The organism is Streptomyces durocortorensis (assembly GCF_016901035.1).
Classification (GTDB): Bacteria; Actinomycetota; Actinomycetes; order Streptomycetales; family Streptomycetaceae; genus Streptomyces; species Streptomyces durocortorensis.
This window is the reverse complement of the sequence record NZ_JAFEUF010000186.1, coordinates 1-14139: the sequence shown is the minus strand read 5'-3', so window position 1 is coordinate 14139 and position 14139 is coordinate 1. Positions and strand designations below refer to the sequence as shown.

Sequence of the window (14139 nt, the reverse complement as noted above, 5' to 3'; positions counted from 1 at the left end):
ACCCCCGTCAGGGCCCGGGCCGTACGCCGCGTCAGTGCCCGACCAGCTCCCCGTCCCGGGCCACGATCCGCCCGCCGCGCACCACCATCTCGCGCCGCGGCAGGTCGACCACGACCTGCGGCAGGCACTCCCCGCGCACCAGCAGGAAGTCGGCCGGCGACCCCGGCTTCAGGTCCGCCTCCGGCAGCCCGAGCAGCCGGGCCCCGCCGTCCGCCCCCGCACGGAAGGCCGCCTCCAGCTCCTCGTCGAGGCGTGCGTCCCGCACCCAGGCCAGCAGGTGCGAGCGGTGCAGCATGTCCGCGTTGCCGAAGGGGCTCCAGGAGTCCCGTACGCCGTCGGAGCCGAGGCCCACCTCGACCCCGTGCTCGCGGAGCCGGTCGATCGGCAGCACCAGGTCCGAGGAGGGCGCGACCGTCGTCAGCGAGATCCCGGCATCCGCCAAGTCGGCCGCCAGCCGGTTGAGTTCCCGCTCGGGAAGCCCAGGTACGCAGAACACATGACTGACCGTCACCTTGCCCTGCAACGACAGCGCTCTGGTGCGGGCGATGATCGCGCGCAGCGACTCCATCCCCGTCGCCGCCCGCTCGTGCAGATGGATGTCGACGCCCACCCCGTGCCGGTCCGCGATGCCGAAGACCACGTCGAGGTGCTCCTCCAGCGCCTCGTCGAACCCGATCGGGTCGATGCCGCCGACCCGGTCGATCGCTCCGGTGCGCGCGGCCTCCTCCAGCAGCTCCTTGGTTCCGGGGGTACGGATCACCCCGTGCTGCGGGAACGCCACGATCTCCACGTCGAGCGCGTGCCGCAGCGCCCGGCGGGCGGACCCGACGCCTTCGACGCCCACCAGGTCGTAGGCGGGCGCGACGTCGACATGGGCCCGCATCGCCCGGGTGCCCTGGGCCACGGCATGGCCCATCAGACGTTCCGCCCGCTTCTTCAGCGGCGTACGCAGCGCGTGGTAGAGCTTCACGTCCTCCTCGGTGTACTCGGCGATGGAACTCGCCGGATTCCGCGTCACCCAGGGCTCGCCCCAGGCCGTCTTGTCGGGGTGGATGTGCGCGTCGACCAGGGTCGGCAGCGCGATCCGGCCCTTGCAGTCGACGACCTTGGCGCCGCGCGGGGCGGGGTCGCCGCTGACGACCCCGTCGACGACCGTGAGGTCGACGGGGTGCTTCGCCCCGTACGGCCGCACGTTCTTGAAGACCGTGGCGCGTGCGTGACCGCCGGTGCGGTCCGGCTGCTCCGTGATCCGGTCGGCGGCGGAGGGCGCGGCGGCCGTCCCGGCGGACAGGGGCGCGGCTTCGGCTCCGGACGCGGTGAGTGCGGCGGCGCTGCCCGCGACGGCGGCTGCCCCGGCCAGCATCGAGCGCCGGGAGAGACCGGCGGTGGGGGAGGCGGTGGACTCGGCGGGCATCAGGAACTCCTTCGAGGAGGGGGAGGGAGAGAGAAAGTGCGGGGGAGGGGAGAGGGGGGTCAGGCGGTCGGCACCGTGAACCCTGCCCGCACCACGCGCGCCGGCCGGCTCAGCACGCCGACGTCCGCCAGCGGGTCACCGTCCACCACCAGGACATCGCCCGCGAAGCCCCGCGCCAGGCGGCCCACCGTGGAGTCGAACCCGAGAAGCTTCGCGGCCCCCGTGGTCGCCGTGCGGATCGCGTCCAGGGCGGGAAGCCCGGCCGCGCGCATCAGCTCCACCTCGCGGCCGATCGGGTCGACCGTTCCGCCCGAGGAGTCCGTGCCCGCCGCGAGGGGGACGCCCAGCTCGTGGGCGGCCAGGACCGCCTGCTTCAGCACCGGGAGGTAGGTGCGTCCGCGCTCGGCCAGGACCGGGTCCGAGGACTCCGCGAGCCCGGCGATCGCGGTGAGCGTCGGCGTGAAGTACGTACCCCTGCGGCGCATTTCGCGCAGCGTGCGCTCGCCGACGAACGCCCCGTGCTCCAGGGAACGGATGCCGGCCGTGACCGCGTCGTGGCAGCCCTTCTCGCTGTAGCTGTGGCAGAGCACCCCCTTTCCGCCGCGCCGGGCGGCCGCCACGATCGCGGACAGTTGCTCGCGGTCGTACACCTGGACCAGCGGGTCCTGTTCGGGCAGCCCGGCGCGTTCGTTCACCCGGGTCTTGATGGTGTCGGCCCCGCGCGCGAGGTTCACCTCGACCACCCGGCGCAGCGCCTCGGGGGAGCGGACCCCGTCGCGCAGCCTGGCGAGCGGGGCCAGATCCGGGTCGGCGAGGATCGTGTCGCCGAGGTCGGGGGTGACGAAGACGCCCGCCGCCCGCAGCCGGGGCGCCTGCTCGGGCGCTTGCCGGGCCAACTCCCTTACGGCGATGTCCTGGTAGAAGTTGGTCGAGCCGCTGCGCGCGCTGGTCGCGCCCTTGAGGACCGCGTCACGCGCCTCGGCCGCCGTGTTGAGGTGGATATGGGCGTCCACCAGGCCCGGCAGGATCCACTGACCGTGTGCTCGCAGCACCGGTACGCCGGAGGGCACCCGTGTCCCGAGACGGCCCCGGGGCCCGGCCGCGCGGACGACGCCCCCGGCGATCACCACGACCGCGTCCTCGGTGACCTCGCCCGTCAGCGGGTCCAGCAGCCTGCCGCCCTCGACGACGAGATCGCCGCCCCGGCCCGGCGCACCGTGCCCGGCCCCGGAAGACGCGGACGCGCCGGACGACGCGGCCGCGGCGGAGGCGGTCCCGGCCAGTACGGCCGAGGTGCCGGCCAGGGCCGCGGCGCCGGCGAGCACGCCCCGCCTCGTCAGTCGGCCGGAGGGTGGCGGGGTGTTCTCGACGCACATGGGAGGGCTCCTTGGGGCGCGGAAGCGAACGGGAGCATTTTGTATACCAGGATGGTCGGCGATCTGGGAAGGAGTGATTCCGCTCCCCGTGCGTGCAGGAAACGTGCAGGAAGTGCGCTCTGTCCGTCAGGGGTCTCTGGCGGGTGGTGTGGATTGGTATACAAAGAGGTGGGCGTCGTGGAACAGGGGCGGCGTCGTGGAACCGGGTCAGGCGTCGTGGAACAACGACCGGAGGGCCACGGCCCGGCTGTCCCGTACGTGCAGCAGCGTGCTCGCCGCGGCCGACTCCTCGTCGCCCGTCGCGATGTACCGGAACATGACCGCGTGCTGGGCCCGCATGTGTTCCGGCTCCTCCCGCATCCCGAACAGCAGCTGGAGCTGTCCGCTGAGCTGCTCCATGGTGCGGGCCAGCATCGGATTGCTGCTCAGCGCCACGATGTCCTCGTGGAAGGCGGTGTGGGCCGCGACTTCGCGCGTGCCCTCGGCGTCGGAGGCCGCCTGCTCCGCCCGGTCGAGGGAGGCCCGCAGCGCGGTGACGCCCGGCGGTTCCACCGGCGCGGACCGGGCCACCCGCCGCGCCGCGAGCCGGGAGGCCTGGACCGCGAGCGGCTCCCACACCTCGTACAGGTGCTCCACATCGGCCCGCTCCAGCCGCCGCACCCGGACCCCGCTGTGCGGCAGCAGCTCCAGGAGCCCCTCGCCCACCAGGGCACGCAGCGCCTCGCGGACCGGGACGCGGGACATCCGCAGCTCCTCGGCGACCTCGCGCTCCACCAGCCGGGCGCCCTGCGGGTAGCGGCGGTCGACGATCCGCTGCCGGACCGCGTCCCGCGCGCGGGCGCTGAGCGGCGTACGCTCCGGGGCGCCCGCCTGCTCGCTCCCGGGACCGTCCGGCCGCGTCCGGTTCCGCCCTGCGCTGCTGCCCGCCACGTACGCCATCCTCCGCTCGGCCTGCCCCCGGCCCGAGGATACGCGGGGCCCCCGGCCGTCAGGCTGCGCCCGGCACCCGCCCGTCCGGCAGGAAGAGCACCGAGTTGATGTACCGCTCGCGGTGCGGGACGAAGGCCCGGCGCAGCAGACCCTGGTGCACCAGGTGCTCGGTCCGCGCCTGATGGGCCACCAGGTCGAACCCGTCCAGCGGAATCCAGCGCCGGCCCGCCAGCAGCCAGCCCGCGTACCCCTGGCCGGTCAGCAGGTCGATCGCCGGTGCGATCGGGCCGAGCCGGCTCTCCAGCTCGATGAGCAGCGCCGGACGGTCCCGGCGCAGCAGCTCCGCCGCACCCAGCAGCGCCGCCTGCTCGCCGCCGTCGACGTCCATCTTCACGAAGCCGACCTCGCGCAGCCCGAGACCGTCGACGGTGATCGACGGCACCTCCAGGCTGTGCGCGTGGATGTCGCGGCGGGCCAGCGACGACACCCCCCGGTCGCCCCGGTCGCCCTCCGGGAACCACAGCCGGGCCGTGCCCTCCCGGTCGGTCGCAGCGCCCTCGACCACCCGGGCGTTCGACGGCAGCGTCCGGCGCAGCCGCTCCGCCAGATGCGGCACGGGCTCGACGGTGACCACCTCGGCGCAGCGGGCGGCCAGCCGCCGTGACCAGGGGCCGTACCAGCCCCCGATGTCGAGGGCGACGCCGTCCGCCGGGCAGAAGTCGGCGAGCCGCCGCAGCTCGGGCTCGAAGCGCGGATACAGGGCGACGGCGGCGGAGGCGACGAGGCCCTCCGGCAGGCGGGATGCCACGGCCGCGGCGAACGTGGTCATCTGGCCGAGGCCTTGAGCCGGGTGAGCAGCCGTTCGTGGTCGTCCGCGTCGACCTTGCGGCCGGAGGAGGGCAGCAGCTGCGGGATGCCGTCCACGATCGGGTAACTCAGCCGCAGCCGGGGGTTGTACAGCGCCTCCTCCTCGGGCAGCAGCGACAGCGGGCCCTTGTCGAGTGGGCAGGCCAGGATGGTGAACAGCGGGTCGTCGGGGTTCATCGGAAGGCTCCCAGGGGTCGAGGGTCGGAGGTCGGGGTCGCGGAAACGGTGGAGTGTCCGGGGTCAGGACGGTGCCGCGGGCTGCGGATCGTGGCGCGGCATGGCCAGCAGGACGGACAGGGCGAGCGCCGTACCGCCCACCCGCAGGGCCAGCAGCAGCGGATCGTCGGGGAGCGTCTCGCCGAAGGCGAGCGTCCCCAGGACCGCGGTGAACAGGCAGGTCACCGTGGTGCACACCGGCACGATGAGGGACGCCCGGCAACGCTGCAGCGCCGCCTGCGACATCACCAGACCGGCCCCCGCGGTGAACAGCAGCAGATACGGATACGGGGATGTCAGCAGCGACCACGCGGCCTCACCCAGATCGGTGGTGGTCAGGCGGCTGGACGTGCCCTTGATGGCCAGCGAGCTGACCCCGTAGAGCAGGCCCACCGCCACCCCGTAGCCGATGCCGCTCGTCGGCACCCGGTGCCGTTTGGCCGCCCGGCTCTCGACGCGTACGTACAGCCAGACGCCCGCCGCCAGCGCCGGCAGGCAGACCAGGAGCACCAGCGCCCACGGGGCCCCGCCGCTCACCACGTCATCGCCCTCGCGCACCGAGGCGACCACCATCAGCAGCGCGAGAAGGACCCCGCCCAGCGCATAGCGTTCGCGGCCCGTCGACTCCTCACCGAGCACGGCCGACGACAACAGCAGGAGCAGCACCAGTCCGGAGACGAAGATGCCCTGCGCCGCCGCGATCGGCAGCGCGCGGTAGACGACCAGCTGGGCCCCGAACCCGGCCGCCAGCGCCAGCGCGCCGACGATCCACAGCGGGCTGGTCGCCAGCACCCGGATCACGTGCAGCGGCCGGCCGGCGGAGAGCGCGGGCAGCGAGCCCAGGGCCCGCTTCTCCACAACGAACCCCACGCTGTACAGCGCGTTGGCGACCAGGGCCGCGCCGACACCCCACCACATGGCGCTACCTCCGCCGCGCGTGGGCCAGCAGGATGGAGGACGCCCCGGGCACCGCGCACGCCGCCCGGTCCAGCAGCCGCAGCGGGCGCGGCACCCCGTGGAAGGGGGCGCCCTTGACCGTCACGTCGGTGAAGCCGGACGCCGTCAGGAACGAGCGCAGCGCCCGGGCCGTGTACAGCCGCAGATGCCCCACCACCTCCGAGCCCGGACGGCCGTGGATCCCGCGCAGACTGACCTCCGAGAACACCGGCTGCACCCCGGCGAGCAGCAGCGCCCGGTTGTACCAGGCCGCCAGGTTCGGAGTGGACAGCATCAGATGGCCGCCGGGCCGCAGCACGCGGCGCAGCTCGTCCAACGCCTGGTCCGGGTCGACCAGATGCTCCAGGATCTCGCTGAACAGCACCGCGTCCGCGCACCCGTCGGCCAGCGGCAGCCCGCCGTGCTCCAGCTCCCCGCGCACCACCGCGCCCATCCGGGGCCGGGCCCGGCGCAGCGCGTCCTGCGACCAGTCGACGCCGATCAGCCGGTGCCCGGCGAGGATCGGGGCCGCCGCGGCCGCGGCCGTACCGTCACCGCACCCGATGTCGAGGATCACCTGCCCCGGTGCGTCCAACGCGTCGGCCAGCAGCCGGGCCTGCCGGAGGGTGCGCCCGGCGCCCGCGGCGAGGGGCACAGCCGGGTTCTCGTAGAAGTCCCGCAGTCCGGGCGGGGGAGTGGTGGCGTTGGTCATACGGTCTCCGAGGACGTCGAGGCCAGGTGGCGGGTGAACATCTCGCGCAGCCGTACGCCGTCCTCGTCGCCCAGCAGGGTGCGCGACCAGCGCAGCGCCAGATGGAGCCGGCCGCCCGTCGACGCCGTGGTGAAGGTCAGCCCCCGCGGCATCCGGGCGGGTGCGGAGAACCACACGGCCGTCGCCCGGCCCGCCTCCCCGAAGTCCAGCGGGTAGGGCACCCGGCCGATGTTGCTCAGGAGCGTCGTCGAGGTCCACGGCCCCGCCAGCACCCGCAGCCCCCGGGTGACCGCGGCCCGCGCCGCCACCGGCAGCAGCGGCGCGGTCAGCAGGGAGGCTGAACGGCCCAGCGGAGGCCGGGGGCGCGCCTTGAGCGCCCGGGTCCGCTCCGCGGTCGCCCGCAGCAGGGCGGCGACGTCCGTCCCGGGCAGCAGCTCCGAGGCGGCGAAACCGACCTCCACGAGCCGGGTGCCGTTCCCGATCGGCATCTCGGGCCCCCTTGTGCGGTCGTCGACCGGCATCGTGATCCGCAGCGGCCGGCGATCGGCCCCCGGCGCACCCTGCGCCCGGTTCCAGCCGGCCACCGTGAGGGCGGTGGCCACCATCAGCTGGTCGTTCACCGTGTACGGAACCCCCGACTCCCGTCGCGGTACCGGCAGTTCGACCAGCAGCAGGGAGTTGCCCGGCACGGCGCCGGGCCCCGGCGAGCCCGCCGCGATCCGGGCGGGCCGGGCCAGCGGGGCCGCCGGGGACTCCTCGGCCTGTGGCTCGGACGCCGGGCGCGCCGGAGCGGGCGCCGGCGGAACGCGGTGCGCGCCGTAGATCTCGGCGGCCGTCGCCGCCAGCCGCATGCACGCCGGACCGTCGAGGGCGGTGTGGTGCACGGTGAACACCAGCACACAGCCCTCCGTCCCCGGCTCCTCGACCACCTCCAGTCGCAGCGGCGGCGACGCCGTGAGCGGCGGGGCCTGGTCCAGCGCCCGCGCCCGGGCCCGGTCGAGGGCCCCGGGCGCGGACGGCGGGAAGGAGACCGGGTCCGCGTCGGCGCTCCCGGTCAGCTCCCACTCGTAGCGCCGGGCGAACGGGGAGCGGGGGCGCTCCCGCATCAGCGCCCGGGGGTGCCGGGCCAGCGCCTCGGCGAACGCGGAGCGCAGCCGCCCCTCGTCCACCCGGCCCGGCAGATGGATCTCGATGTGCACCGTGTTCGGCTCGGCCTCCTGCGCGCAGTGCCGGGCCACCTCGTCGACGACCGGGAAGGGCACCCGGGCCGGCGCCCCGGGCCGGGGCGCGCCGCCCCGGGCCCGGGGGTGTTGCGTGGTCGCCATCAGGTCTTCCCTCCGGGACCGGCCGGCGGCGGCTGCTGACCGCCGAGCCGCTGGGTCGTGCTGTCGCCGTCACCGCCGTCGCGCCCTTCCCTTCCGCCTTCGCCCGAGCCGGGCGCGTACCCGACTCCGGGTGCGGGAGGCGGAGTTCCCTGCGGGCGCTTCGGGTCGGTGGAGACCGTCCGGCCCGAGGGGGCGGCGGCCTGCGCCGGGACCGTGGGCGCCTCGCCACCGGCGGTGGCCGGTGCCGCCGTACCCCGGCCTCCGGCGGCCCGCCTGCCGAGCGGCTCGCGCCCGACTGTGACCAGGGCCGCGAACAGGCCGATCAGAGCGAGAAGTTGAGCCGTCGCACCGAACGCGCCCTCATCTATCGCGGTGCTCTCCCCGGTGCCCACCGCGGCGACGATCCCCGCGGCGGCCATCGCCGCGAACGCCACCGGCGCGAGCAGTCGTGGCCGGAAGTGCGCCAGGACGGCGAGCAGCGGAACGGCCACGGCGACCGGACCCGCGATCACCACGCCCACCAGCGTGAGGGCGACCGTGCCCAGGATCAGGCCCGGCCCGGGCGGCGCCGGCTGCTCCTCGGCCGCTGCCTCGGCCTCGTTACGGCCGGAGCCCTTCCGGCCCACCAGAGCGAGCACCACGAGCGCCAGGAACAGCACGCCCGCACCGATCAGACCCCACCGGTAGATCGAGGCCGGCTCGTACTCCATGGTGACCGTGCCGCCCTCACCCTCGGGCACCAGCCAGGCCTGCTGCCACCCGTCGATCCGCAGCGGCGTCAGCTCCTTGCCGTCCAGGGTGGCCTTCCACCCCTTGTTGTGGTTCTCGTGGAACTGGAGGTAGGAGGCCTCACCGGCCCCGACCTTCACGGTCCGCCGGTCGCCCTCGCCCTGCTCGACGTCCACCGAGCGCGGCGTCGCCGCCGCGGCCTCGGTGGCGCCGTTGTTCAGCGTGACGTCGGTGATGGCCAGCGGACCCTCGTCCCCCGCCTGCACGGTGGTGGACGAGGCGGCCAGCTCGACCTTGCTGTCGTCGGTGCACAGTGAGACCTCGATGGGCCTGCGCTGGGTCAGATCCCGCACCCGCCCCTCGGCCTTGGTCTCCAGGTACGTGCCGCCCACGGAGAGGACCGGGCCCTTGCCGCACGGCAGGCTGAACTTCTGGTCCGGTTTCGGCTGCGGAGAACGGAACTCCTCCAGAGCCGGGATGTAGACCTCGCTCAGCCCGACCGGCAGCTGCAACTGGCCGTCGGCCACCGGGTTGTGCACGGTCAGCGGCGCCGTCTTCGAGATGGTGATGTCCATCCGGTCGGTGTTGATGGGCGAGAAGCGGGCCATGCCGTTCTCGTCCACCGAGGCCACCGCCGTACCGTCCGGCGAACTGATCTGGACCTGCTCGGCGCGGGCCGACAGACCGCCCGCCGCGGCGAACACGATCTCGCCGACCGCCCGCTTCTCCGGCCACTTCAGCCGCAGTACGGGACGCTCGCCCGCGATCCACGCCGTGGTCAGGTCACCGTCGGTGAGGTTGCGGGGGCTGAGGTTGGTGCCCAGGCGCGCCGTGGAGTCGGCGGCCACCTCGATCTTGTCCCGCTCGCCCGTCAGCTCGAACAGCAGCTTGTCGAGCGCCTCGCCGGGCACCGGCAGCGCGGTGGCCGAGACGGTGTAGTCGCCCGCCTCGGGGGCGGTGAACTGCCGGCCGAGACCGACCTCGGCGGCCACGGACGACAGACCGCCCGGGTCGCTGCCGCGCTTGAGCGAGAACATCGTCGCGTCGGCGCCCTCGCGCGGCGCGTCGTTGGGAAGCTCCAGCATCCGGGTCACCTGCACACCCGGGATGGCGATGTCGGTGAATCCGGCCCCGGTGAGCCCCGGGCGCCCCTGCTGGGACTCCAGGATCGTCACCTTCAGCCAGGCGGCCTGCCCGGCGGGCGCGGCCACCTGCTGCGCCGAACCGTCGGTCCGCAGCGGGCTGTCCTTCGAGCCCTGGTCGGTCTCCACCCGGATCACGGTGGCGGCGGCCCGGACGTTGCCGCTGGGCAGCGGCGTCACCTGGATCGAGCTGGGGATGTCGGTGGGGGCGGAGAAGTCGACCCGCACCCACTCGTCCTTGGGCGCGCCGGGAGACCCCTCCGCCCAGCCGGTCGCCGGATTGCCGTCGAACGCGTTGACCGGGTCGTACTGCGGCAGATGGAACAGCCAGTTGCCCACCGAGGACGCGCTGACCGACTTCGCCCCGCGGATCACCGCCGTCGTCTGGTGCTTCGACCCGGACGTCGGCAGGATCTGCCGCGGCTCACGCCCCGGGTCCTGCGCCGCGTCCACGGCGTTGCGCTCGTCGGCGGTGTACGTGTACGAGGTGTTGGAGTTGACCAGCCCGAACCGGGTGTCGGCGCGCCGCAGTCCGTCGCCCGCCGCGTACAGCGACGGCCGTCCCAGACCCGGGTGCGCGTCACCGGCCAGCACGGTCGGCCGGCCCGCGATGGCGCCGTTCGCCGACAGCGGCAGCAGCGACTCGGGGCCACCGCTCACCACGGCCGTCGAGGCGACCGGGGTGGCCTCCGCCCGCCCGGGGCGCTCGGTGCCCTTCGGCGGCTCGTAGATCTCCACCGCCCGCTGGCGCGGATACAGGCCCTCGACCTGCACGGGGGTGTCCGCCGCGATCCGGCCGGCGGTCATCACCGGCCCGTACCCCTTGACGCGGCTGTAACCGGACGCCTCCAGGGTGCGCTTCACCGTGGTGGACGGGACGTAGCCCAGCTGGTCCGGGTCCAGGTCGTTGCGGACCACCACGTAGTGCAGCCCGGCCCGGTTCAGGTACTCGCTGAGCCCGGGGACCTCGCCGCCGGAGGTCAGGGCCTGCTCGACGGCGTCCATCGCCCGCCGGTTGCCGGGTGTGCCGAAGGGGACGTAATCACGCTGTGCGTACGGAGATTCGGCCAGCACGTCCAGCGGCTGGTCGATGGGGGAGCCCCAGGTGTAGATGCCGTGCGCGGTCGCCGGGACGACCAGCGCGCGGTCGTCCGGCGAGTTGTTCTTCAGCCAACTCCCGGTGCTCTCCCAGTAGTCGGGGACCTTCTGGAAGGAACCCGTCTGAAGGATCGAACCGTTGACGTACGGCCAGGCCAGACCGGGCAGCACGACCGCGGCGGCGACGACCGGCGCGAGCCGGCGCATCCGGGCCGGGTTCGGGCCCCGCCGGGAAGCGGCCACGGCGGCGACGCCGACGATGTGCGCAAGACCCAGGGCCAGCGCCAGCGCCAGGCCCGTCTGGAACTTGTAGATGTTCCGGAACGGCACCAGCCAGGTGTCCAGCCAGTCCTGCACGGTGCCGTGGAACAGACCGCCCAGCGCACCGCCGTACCCGGCGAGGGTGACGAGCGCGACGGACAGGACGGTCAGCACCAGCCAGCGGCGCTCGGGCAGATCACGCCGCGCCAGACCCGCGAGACCCAGGGCGGCGGCGAGCGCCGAACCCAGGATCGTGACGGTCGCGGTCGCGACGGTCCAGCCGGCCGGCAGCCAGGCCTCGCCGAAGTTCAGATAGCCCACCCAGTTGCCCGCGCCACGCAGAACCTCGGTCGCCGACATGGTGGTCGTGGTGGTGTACGAGGACTCCACGTACGGCATGAAGTTCTCGCCGAAGGTCCCCAGCAGCAGCAGCGGGACGATCCACCAGGCGGTCGCCATGATCACGCCCGGTATCCACCACAGCAGCAGCCCGCGCTTGCGCGGTCCGCCGGGACGGGACAGCAGATACAGCCCGACCGGCAGCAGAGAGGCGAGCGTGGAGGCGGCGTTGACCCCGCCCATCAGCGGGATCAGCAGCGCGGAGCGGACCGCCGCGATCCGCGGGGTCAGCCGCGGGTTGGTCAGCGGCAGCAGCACCCACGGCAGCAGGGCGCCGGGCAGCGCGGCGGCGGACGTCGAGCCCACCACGATGGTGTAAGTCGGCCACAGCGCGTAGACGACCGCGCCGAGCAGCCGGGTGGCCGGAGAGCCGACCCGCAGCCGCTCCGCCAGCCGCAGCGCGCCCCAGAAGGCGGTCGCCACGATGATCGACAGCCACAGCCGCTCGGCCAGCCAGGTGGGCACCCGCAGCAGTTCGGCGGTGCCGTAGTACGGCAGCATCGGCACGAGATAGCCGATGTACTGGTCGGCGATCCCGCCGAACCCGGACCGGCTGTGCCACAGCTCGCCCAGGTCGCCGAGGAACCGGCCGGGGGCCGTGACGACACCCAGCTTGGTGTCGAAGGTCATCCGCCCCGGCGACACCGCCAGGAACGCCACGAAGGCGGCGGCCCAGAACCCCAGGAGCCAGCGCCGGGAGCGAGCCTGCGGCGGGCCCTCGGCGGGGACGGTGGGCTCGGGGCCCGGGCCGTCCGGGGCCGCGGGCCGGGGTGGGTGGACAGCGCTGGTCATGAACACCGCCGGAGAATGAGGAGGAGGTTCCAGGTGGCGAACTCCCGCAGTACGGGGATCCGCGGCACGAGCTGGGGAAGGACGGGCCAGTAACGGGAGCGTGCGGAGAGAACGGTCACGTCACTGCGGCTTCGGACATGGCGCAGCGTGTCGCCGACGCCGATCCGGAAGAGGTTGTCGCCGAGGCGGTGCTTGGCCGGGCGGCCGGTGCGGCGCTCGTAGCGGCTCCGGGCGCGCTCGGCGCCCAGATAGTGCCAGGGGGCCCACTCGTGGCCGCCCCAGGGTGAGTACCAGTTGGTGAAGGAGACGTAGATCAGGCCGCCCGGGCGGGTCACCCGGGCCATCTCGCTGAGAAAGGTGTGCGGATCGGCGACGTGCTCCAGCACGTTGGAGGAGAAGCAGACGTCCGCCGCACCGTCGGCCAGCGGCAGCAGATAGCCGTCGGCGACGACCGTGTCCGCGCGCTTGCCGGGGCCGATCTCGGCCGTGTCCGGTTCGAAGAGGTAGCCGTGCGCGCCGCGTCGGCGGAATTCCCGGGTGAAGTACCCGTCGCCGCCGCCGATGTCCACGACGACCTTGCCCCGGACCGGACCGTGCCGCTCCACCTGGTCCGCGGCGTCGCGGGCCAGCAGGGTGTACGCCGTCGCCGGGTCGCCCTGCTCGCGCATGAAGGCGCGGAACAGGGCGGCCGAGCGCCGGAAGGAAGGGTCTTTCACGCGCTCGCACCGATCGCCGGGGCGTTCACGCCGCTGGTCGCCTCGGCGGCGACCGCCATGAACTGGCGGACACTGCTGGTCCACCGGAACGCGGCGGCCCGCTCCCGGGCGGCCTTGCCCATCGCCTCGCGCCGCTCGTCGTCCAGGGCGAGCGAGCACCAGGCCGCGGCGAAGGAGGACGCGCCCTGGGCGAGGATGCCCGTGACGCCGTCCTCGACGGAGTCGCGCAGTCCCGGCACGTCGAAGCCGAGGGTCGGGGTGGAGCGTGCGCCGGCCTCCGTGACGACCAGCCCCCACCCCTCCACGGCCGCCGGATGCAGCAGCATCCACGACGCGCAGAGCAGCCGGTGCTTCTCCGCCTCGGTGACATGGCCGGCGAACTCGACGCCGGGACCGGCGAGCCGCTCCAGGCGGGCCCGCTCGGGGCCGTCGCCGACGATGACGAGACGGCCGCCGGTGACCGGCCGGACCCGCTCCCACAGCTGGAGCAGCAGGTCGATGCGCTTGTAGTCGACGAGCCGGCCCAGCGCCGTGAACAGCGGGGTCTCGGACCGGTCGCCCTGCGGGCTCGGCTCCTCGACGCCGTTGTGCACCACTCTGATCCGGTGGTCGGGCACGCCCAGGTCGCGCAGCGCGCCCGCCGTGGACGGGGACACCGCGATCATCAGGTGGTCGCGGTAGGCCCGGGACAGGGCCCAGTGCTCCAGCCGCCGCCCGGCCCGTGCCACCGGCATCGGGAACCGCATGTCCCACAGGTCGGTGTGCACATGGTTGACCAGGCACACGGTAGGCCCGCGGTGCCACAGCGGGGCGAGATACGGCATGCCGTTGCAGACCTCGACCAGCAGGTCGCAGTCGCCGACCTGCCGGGCGAAGGCGGACCGCGCACCGAGGTAGTGACCCAGGTTGCCGCCCGCCGAGACGACTCGGTAGGGCCTGCGGGCGGCCTGGCCGCCGCACAGGAGGGTGACGTCGTGGCCCTGCTCGGTCAGGCCCGAGGCGAGCCGGTCGATCAGCAGCTCGGAGCCACCGGCGGCCGGGTTGCCCAGGTCGCGGTGGGCGAGGAAGACGATGCGTCGCGGGGCCGCCTGGACCCTGGAGGACGCCGGGCCCTGACCCTGGCGCGTGACTGCATCGAGCAGTGGGGGAGGAACGTGCTGGGGCATTGGGCGCTCCAACTCGGCTCGGGGTGCGGGGACTCGGGATGAGCGGAAAGAGGGGGGAGG

11 protein-coding genes are annotated in these 14139 nt (G+C 74.2%); all 11 read right to left on the bottom strand.

All coding sequences use genetic code 11. From position 1 onward, the window contains the following. Nucleotides 1-31 precede the first annotated feature (31 nt). Nucleotides 32-1414, bottom strand: a complete 1383-nt coding sequence (locus tag JS521_RS26740; protein ID WP_205085534.1) for an amidohydrolase family protein — start codon at nt 1412-1414, stop codon at nt 32-34. Nucleotides 1415-1473: 59 nt separating this feature from the next. Next, nucleotides 1474-2790: an amidohydrolase family protein gene (locus JS521_RS26735; protein ID WP_205085533.1), complete on the bottom strand. Its 1317-nt coding sequence runs from the start codon at nt 2788-2790 to the stop codon at nt 1474-1476. A 207-nt stretch (nt 2791-2997) separates the two neighbouring features. Beyond that, a complete protein-coding gene (locus tag JS521_RS26730; protein ID WP_205085532.1) occupies nt 2998-3729 on the bottom strand; it encodes a GntR family transcriptional regulator in 732 nt (243 codons plus the stop codon). A gap of 49 nt (nt 3730-3778) precedes the next feature. After that, nucleotides 3779-4549, bottom strand: coding sequence for an FkbM family methyltransferase (locus JS521_RS26725; protein ID WP_205085531.1), 771 nt, complete (start codon nt 4547-4549; stop codon nt 3779-3781). Continuing rightward, nucleotides 4546-4764 carry a Trm112 family protein gene (locus tag JS521_RS26720; RefSeq protein ID WP_205085530.1) on the bottom strand — a complete coding sequence of 73 codons (219 nt, stop codon included), beginning with the start codon at nt 4762-4764 and terminating at the stop codon, nt 4546-4548. Before JS521_RS26720 ends, JS521_RS26725 begins: the two co-directional genes overlap by 4 nt. Before the next feature lie 63 nt (nt 4765-4827). Then, complete coding sequence (locus tag JS521_RS26715; RefSeq protein ID WP_205085529.1) at nt 4828-5721, bottom strand: hypothetical protein; 894 nt, start codon at nt 5719-5721, stop codon at nt 4828-4830. A 4-nt stretch (nt 5722-5725) separates the two neighbouring features. Then, complete coding sequence (locus JS521_RS26710; RefSeq protein ID WP_205085528.1) at nt 5726-6451, bottom strand: class I SAM-dependent methyltransferase; 726 nt, start codon at nt 6449-6451, stop codon at nt 5726-5728. Further along, nucleotides 6448-7776 carry a condensation protein gene (locus JS521_RS26705; RefSeq protein ID WP_205085527.1) on the bottom strand — a complete coding sequence of 443 codons (1329 nt, stop codon included), beginning with the start codon at nt 7774-7776 and terminating at the stop codon, nt 6448-6450. Before JS521_RS26705 ends, JS521_RS26710 begins: the two co-directional genes overlap by 4 nt. Beyond that, nucleotides 7776-12197: an alpha-(1->3)-arabinofuranosyltransferase domain-containing protein gene (locus tag JS521_RS26700; protein ID WP_205085526.1), complete on the bottom strand. Its 4422-nt coding sequence runs from the start codon at nt 12195-12197 to the stop codon at nt 7776-7778. The genes JS521_RS26705 and JS521_RS26700 overlap by 1 nt, the downstream gene beginning before the upstream one ends. After that, complete coding sequence (locus tag JS521_RS26695; RefSeq protein ID WP_205085525.1) at nt 12194-12913, bottom strand: class I SAM-dependent methyltransferase; 720 nt, start codon at nt 12911-12913, stop codon at nt 12194-12196. Before JS521_RS26695 ends, JS521_RS26700 begins: the two co-directional genes overlap by 4 nt. Then, complete coding sequence (locus tag JS521_RS26690) at nt 12910-14079, bottom strand: glycosyltransferase family 4 protein (RefSeq protein WP_205085524.1); 1170 nt, start codon at nt 14077-14079, stop codon at nt 12910-12912. Before JS521_RS26690 ends, JS521_RS26695 begins: the two co-directional genes overlap by 4 nt. Nucleotides 14080-14139: the final 60 nt, after the last annotated feature.

What these genes read in the sequence shown, in the direction of transcription:
- JS521_RS26740 (WP_205085534.1), bottom strand. Translation starts at nt 1,414, where the DNA reads ATGCCCGCCGAGTCCACCGCCTCCCCCACCGCCGGTCTCTCCCGGCGC.
- JS521_RS26735 (WP_205085533.1), bottom strand. Translation starts at nt 2,790, where the DNA reads ATGTGCGTCGAGAACACCCCGCCACCCTCCGGCCGACTGACGAGGCGG.
- JS521_RS26730 (WP_205085532.1), bottom strand. Translation starts at nt 3,729, where the DNA reads ATGGCGTACGTGGCGGGCAGCAGCGCAGGGCGGAACCGGACGCGGCCG.
- JS521_RS26725 (WP_205085531.1), bottom strand. Translation starts at nt 4,549, where the DNA reads ATGACCACGTTCGCCGCGGCCGTGGCATCCCGCCTGCCGGAGGGCCTC.
- JS521_RS26720 (WP_205085530.1), bottom strand. Translation starts at nt 4,764, where the DNA reads ATGAACCCCGACGACCCGCTGTTCACCATCCTGGCCTGCCCACTCGAC.
- JS521_RS26715 (WP_205085529.1), bottom strand. Translation starts at nt 5,721, where the DNA reads ATGTGGTGGGGTGTCGGCGCGGCCCTGGTCGCCAACGCGCTGTACAGC.
- JS521_RS26710 (WP_205085528.1), bottom strand. Translation starts at nt 6,451, where the DNA reads ATGACCAACGCCACCACTCCCCCGCCCGGACTGCGGGACTTCTACGAG.
- JS521_RS26705 (WP_205085527.1), bottom strand. Translation starts at nt 7,776, where the DNA reads ATGGCGACCACGCAACACCCCCGGGCCCGGGGCGGCGCGCCCCGGCCC.
- JS521_RS26700 (WP_205085526.1), bottom strand. Translation starts at nt 12,197, where the DNA reads ATGACCAGCGCTGTCCACCCACCCCGGCCCGCGGCCCCGGACGGCCCG.
- JS521_RS26690 (WP_205085524.1), bottom strand. Translation starts at nt 14,079, where the DNA reads ATGCCCCAGCACGTTCCTCCCCCACTGCTCGATGCAGTCACGCGCCAG.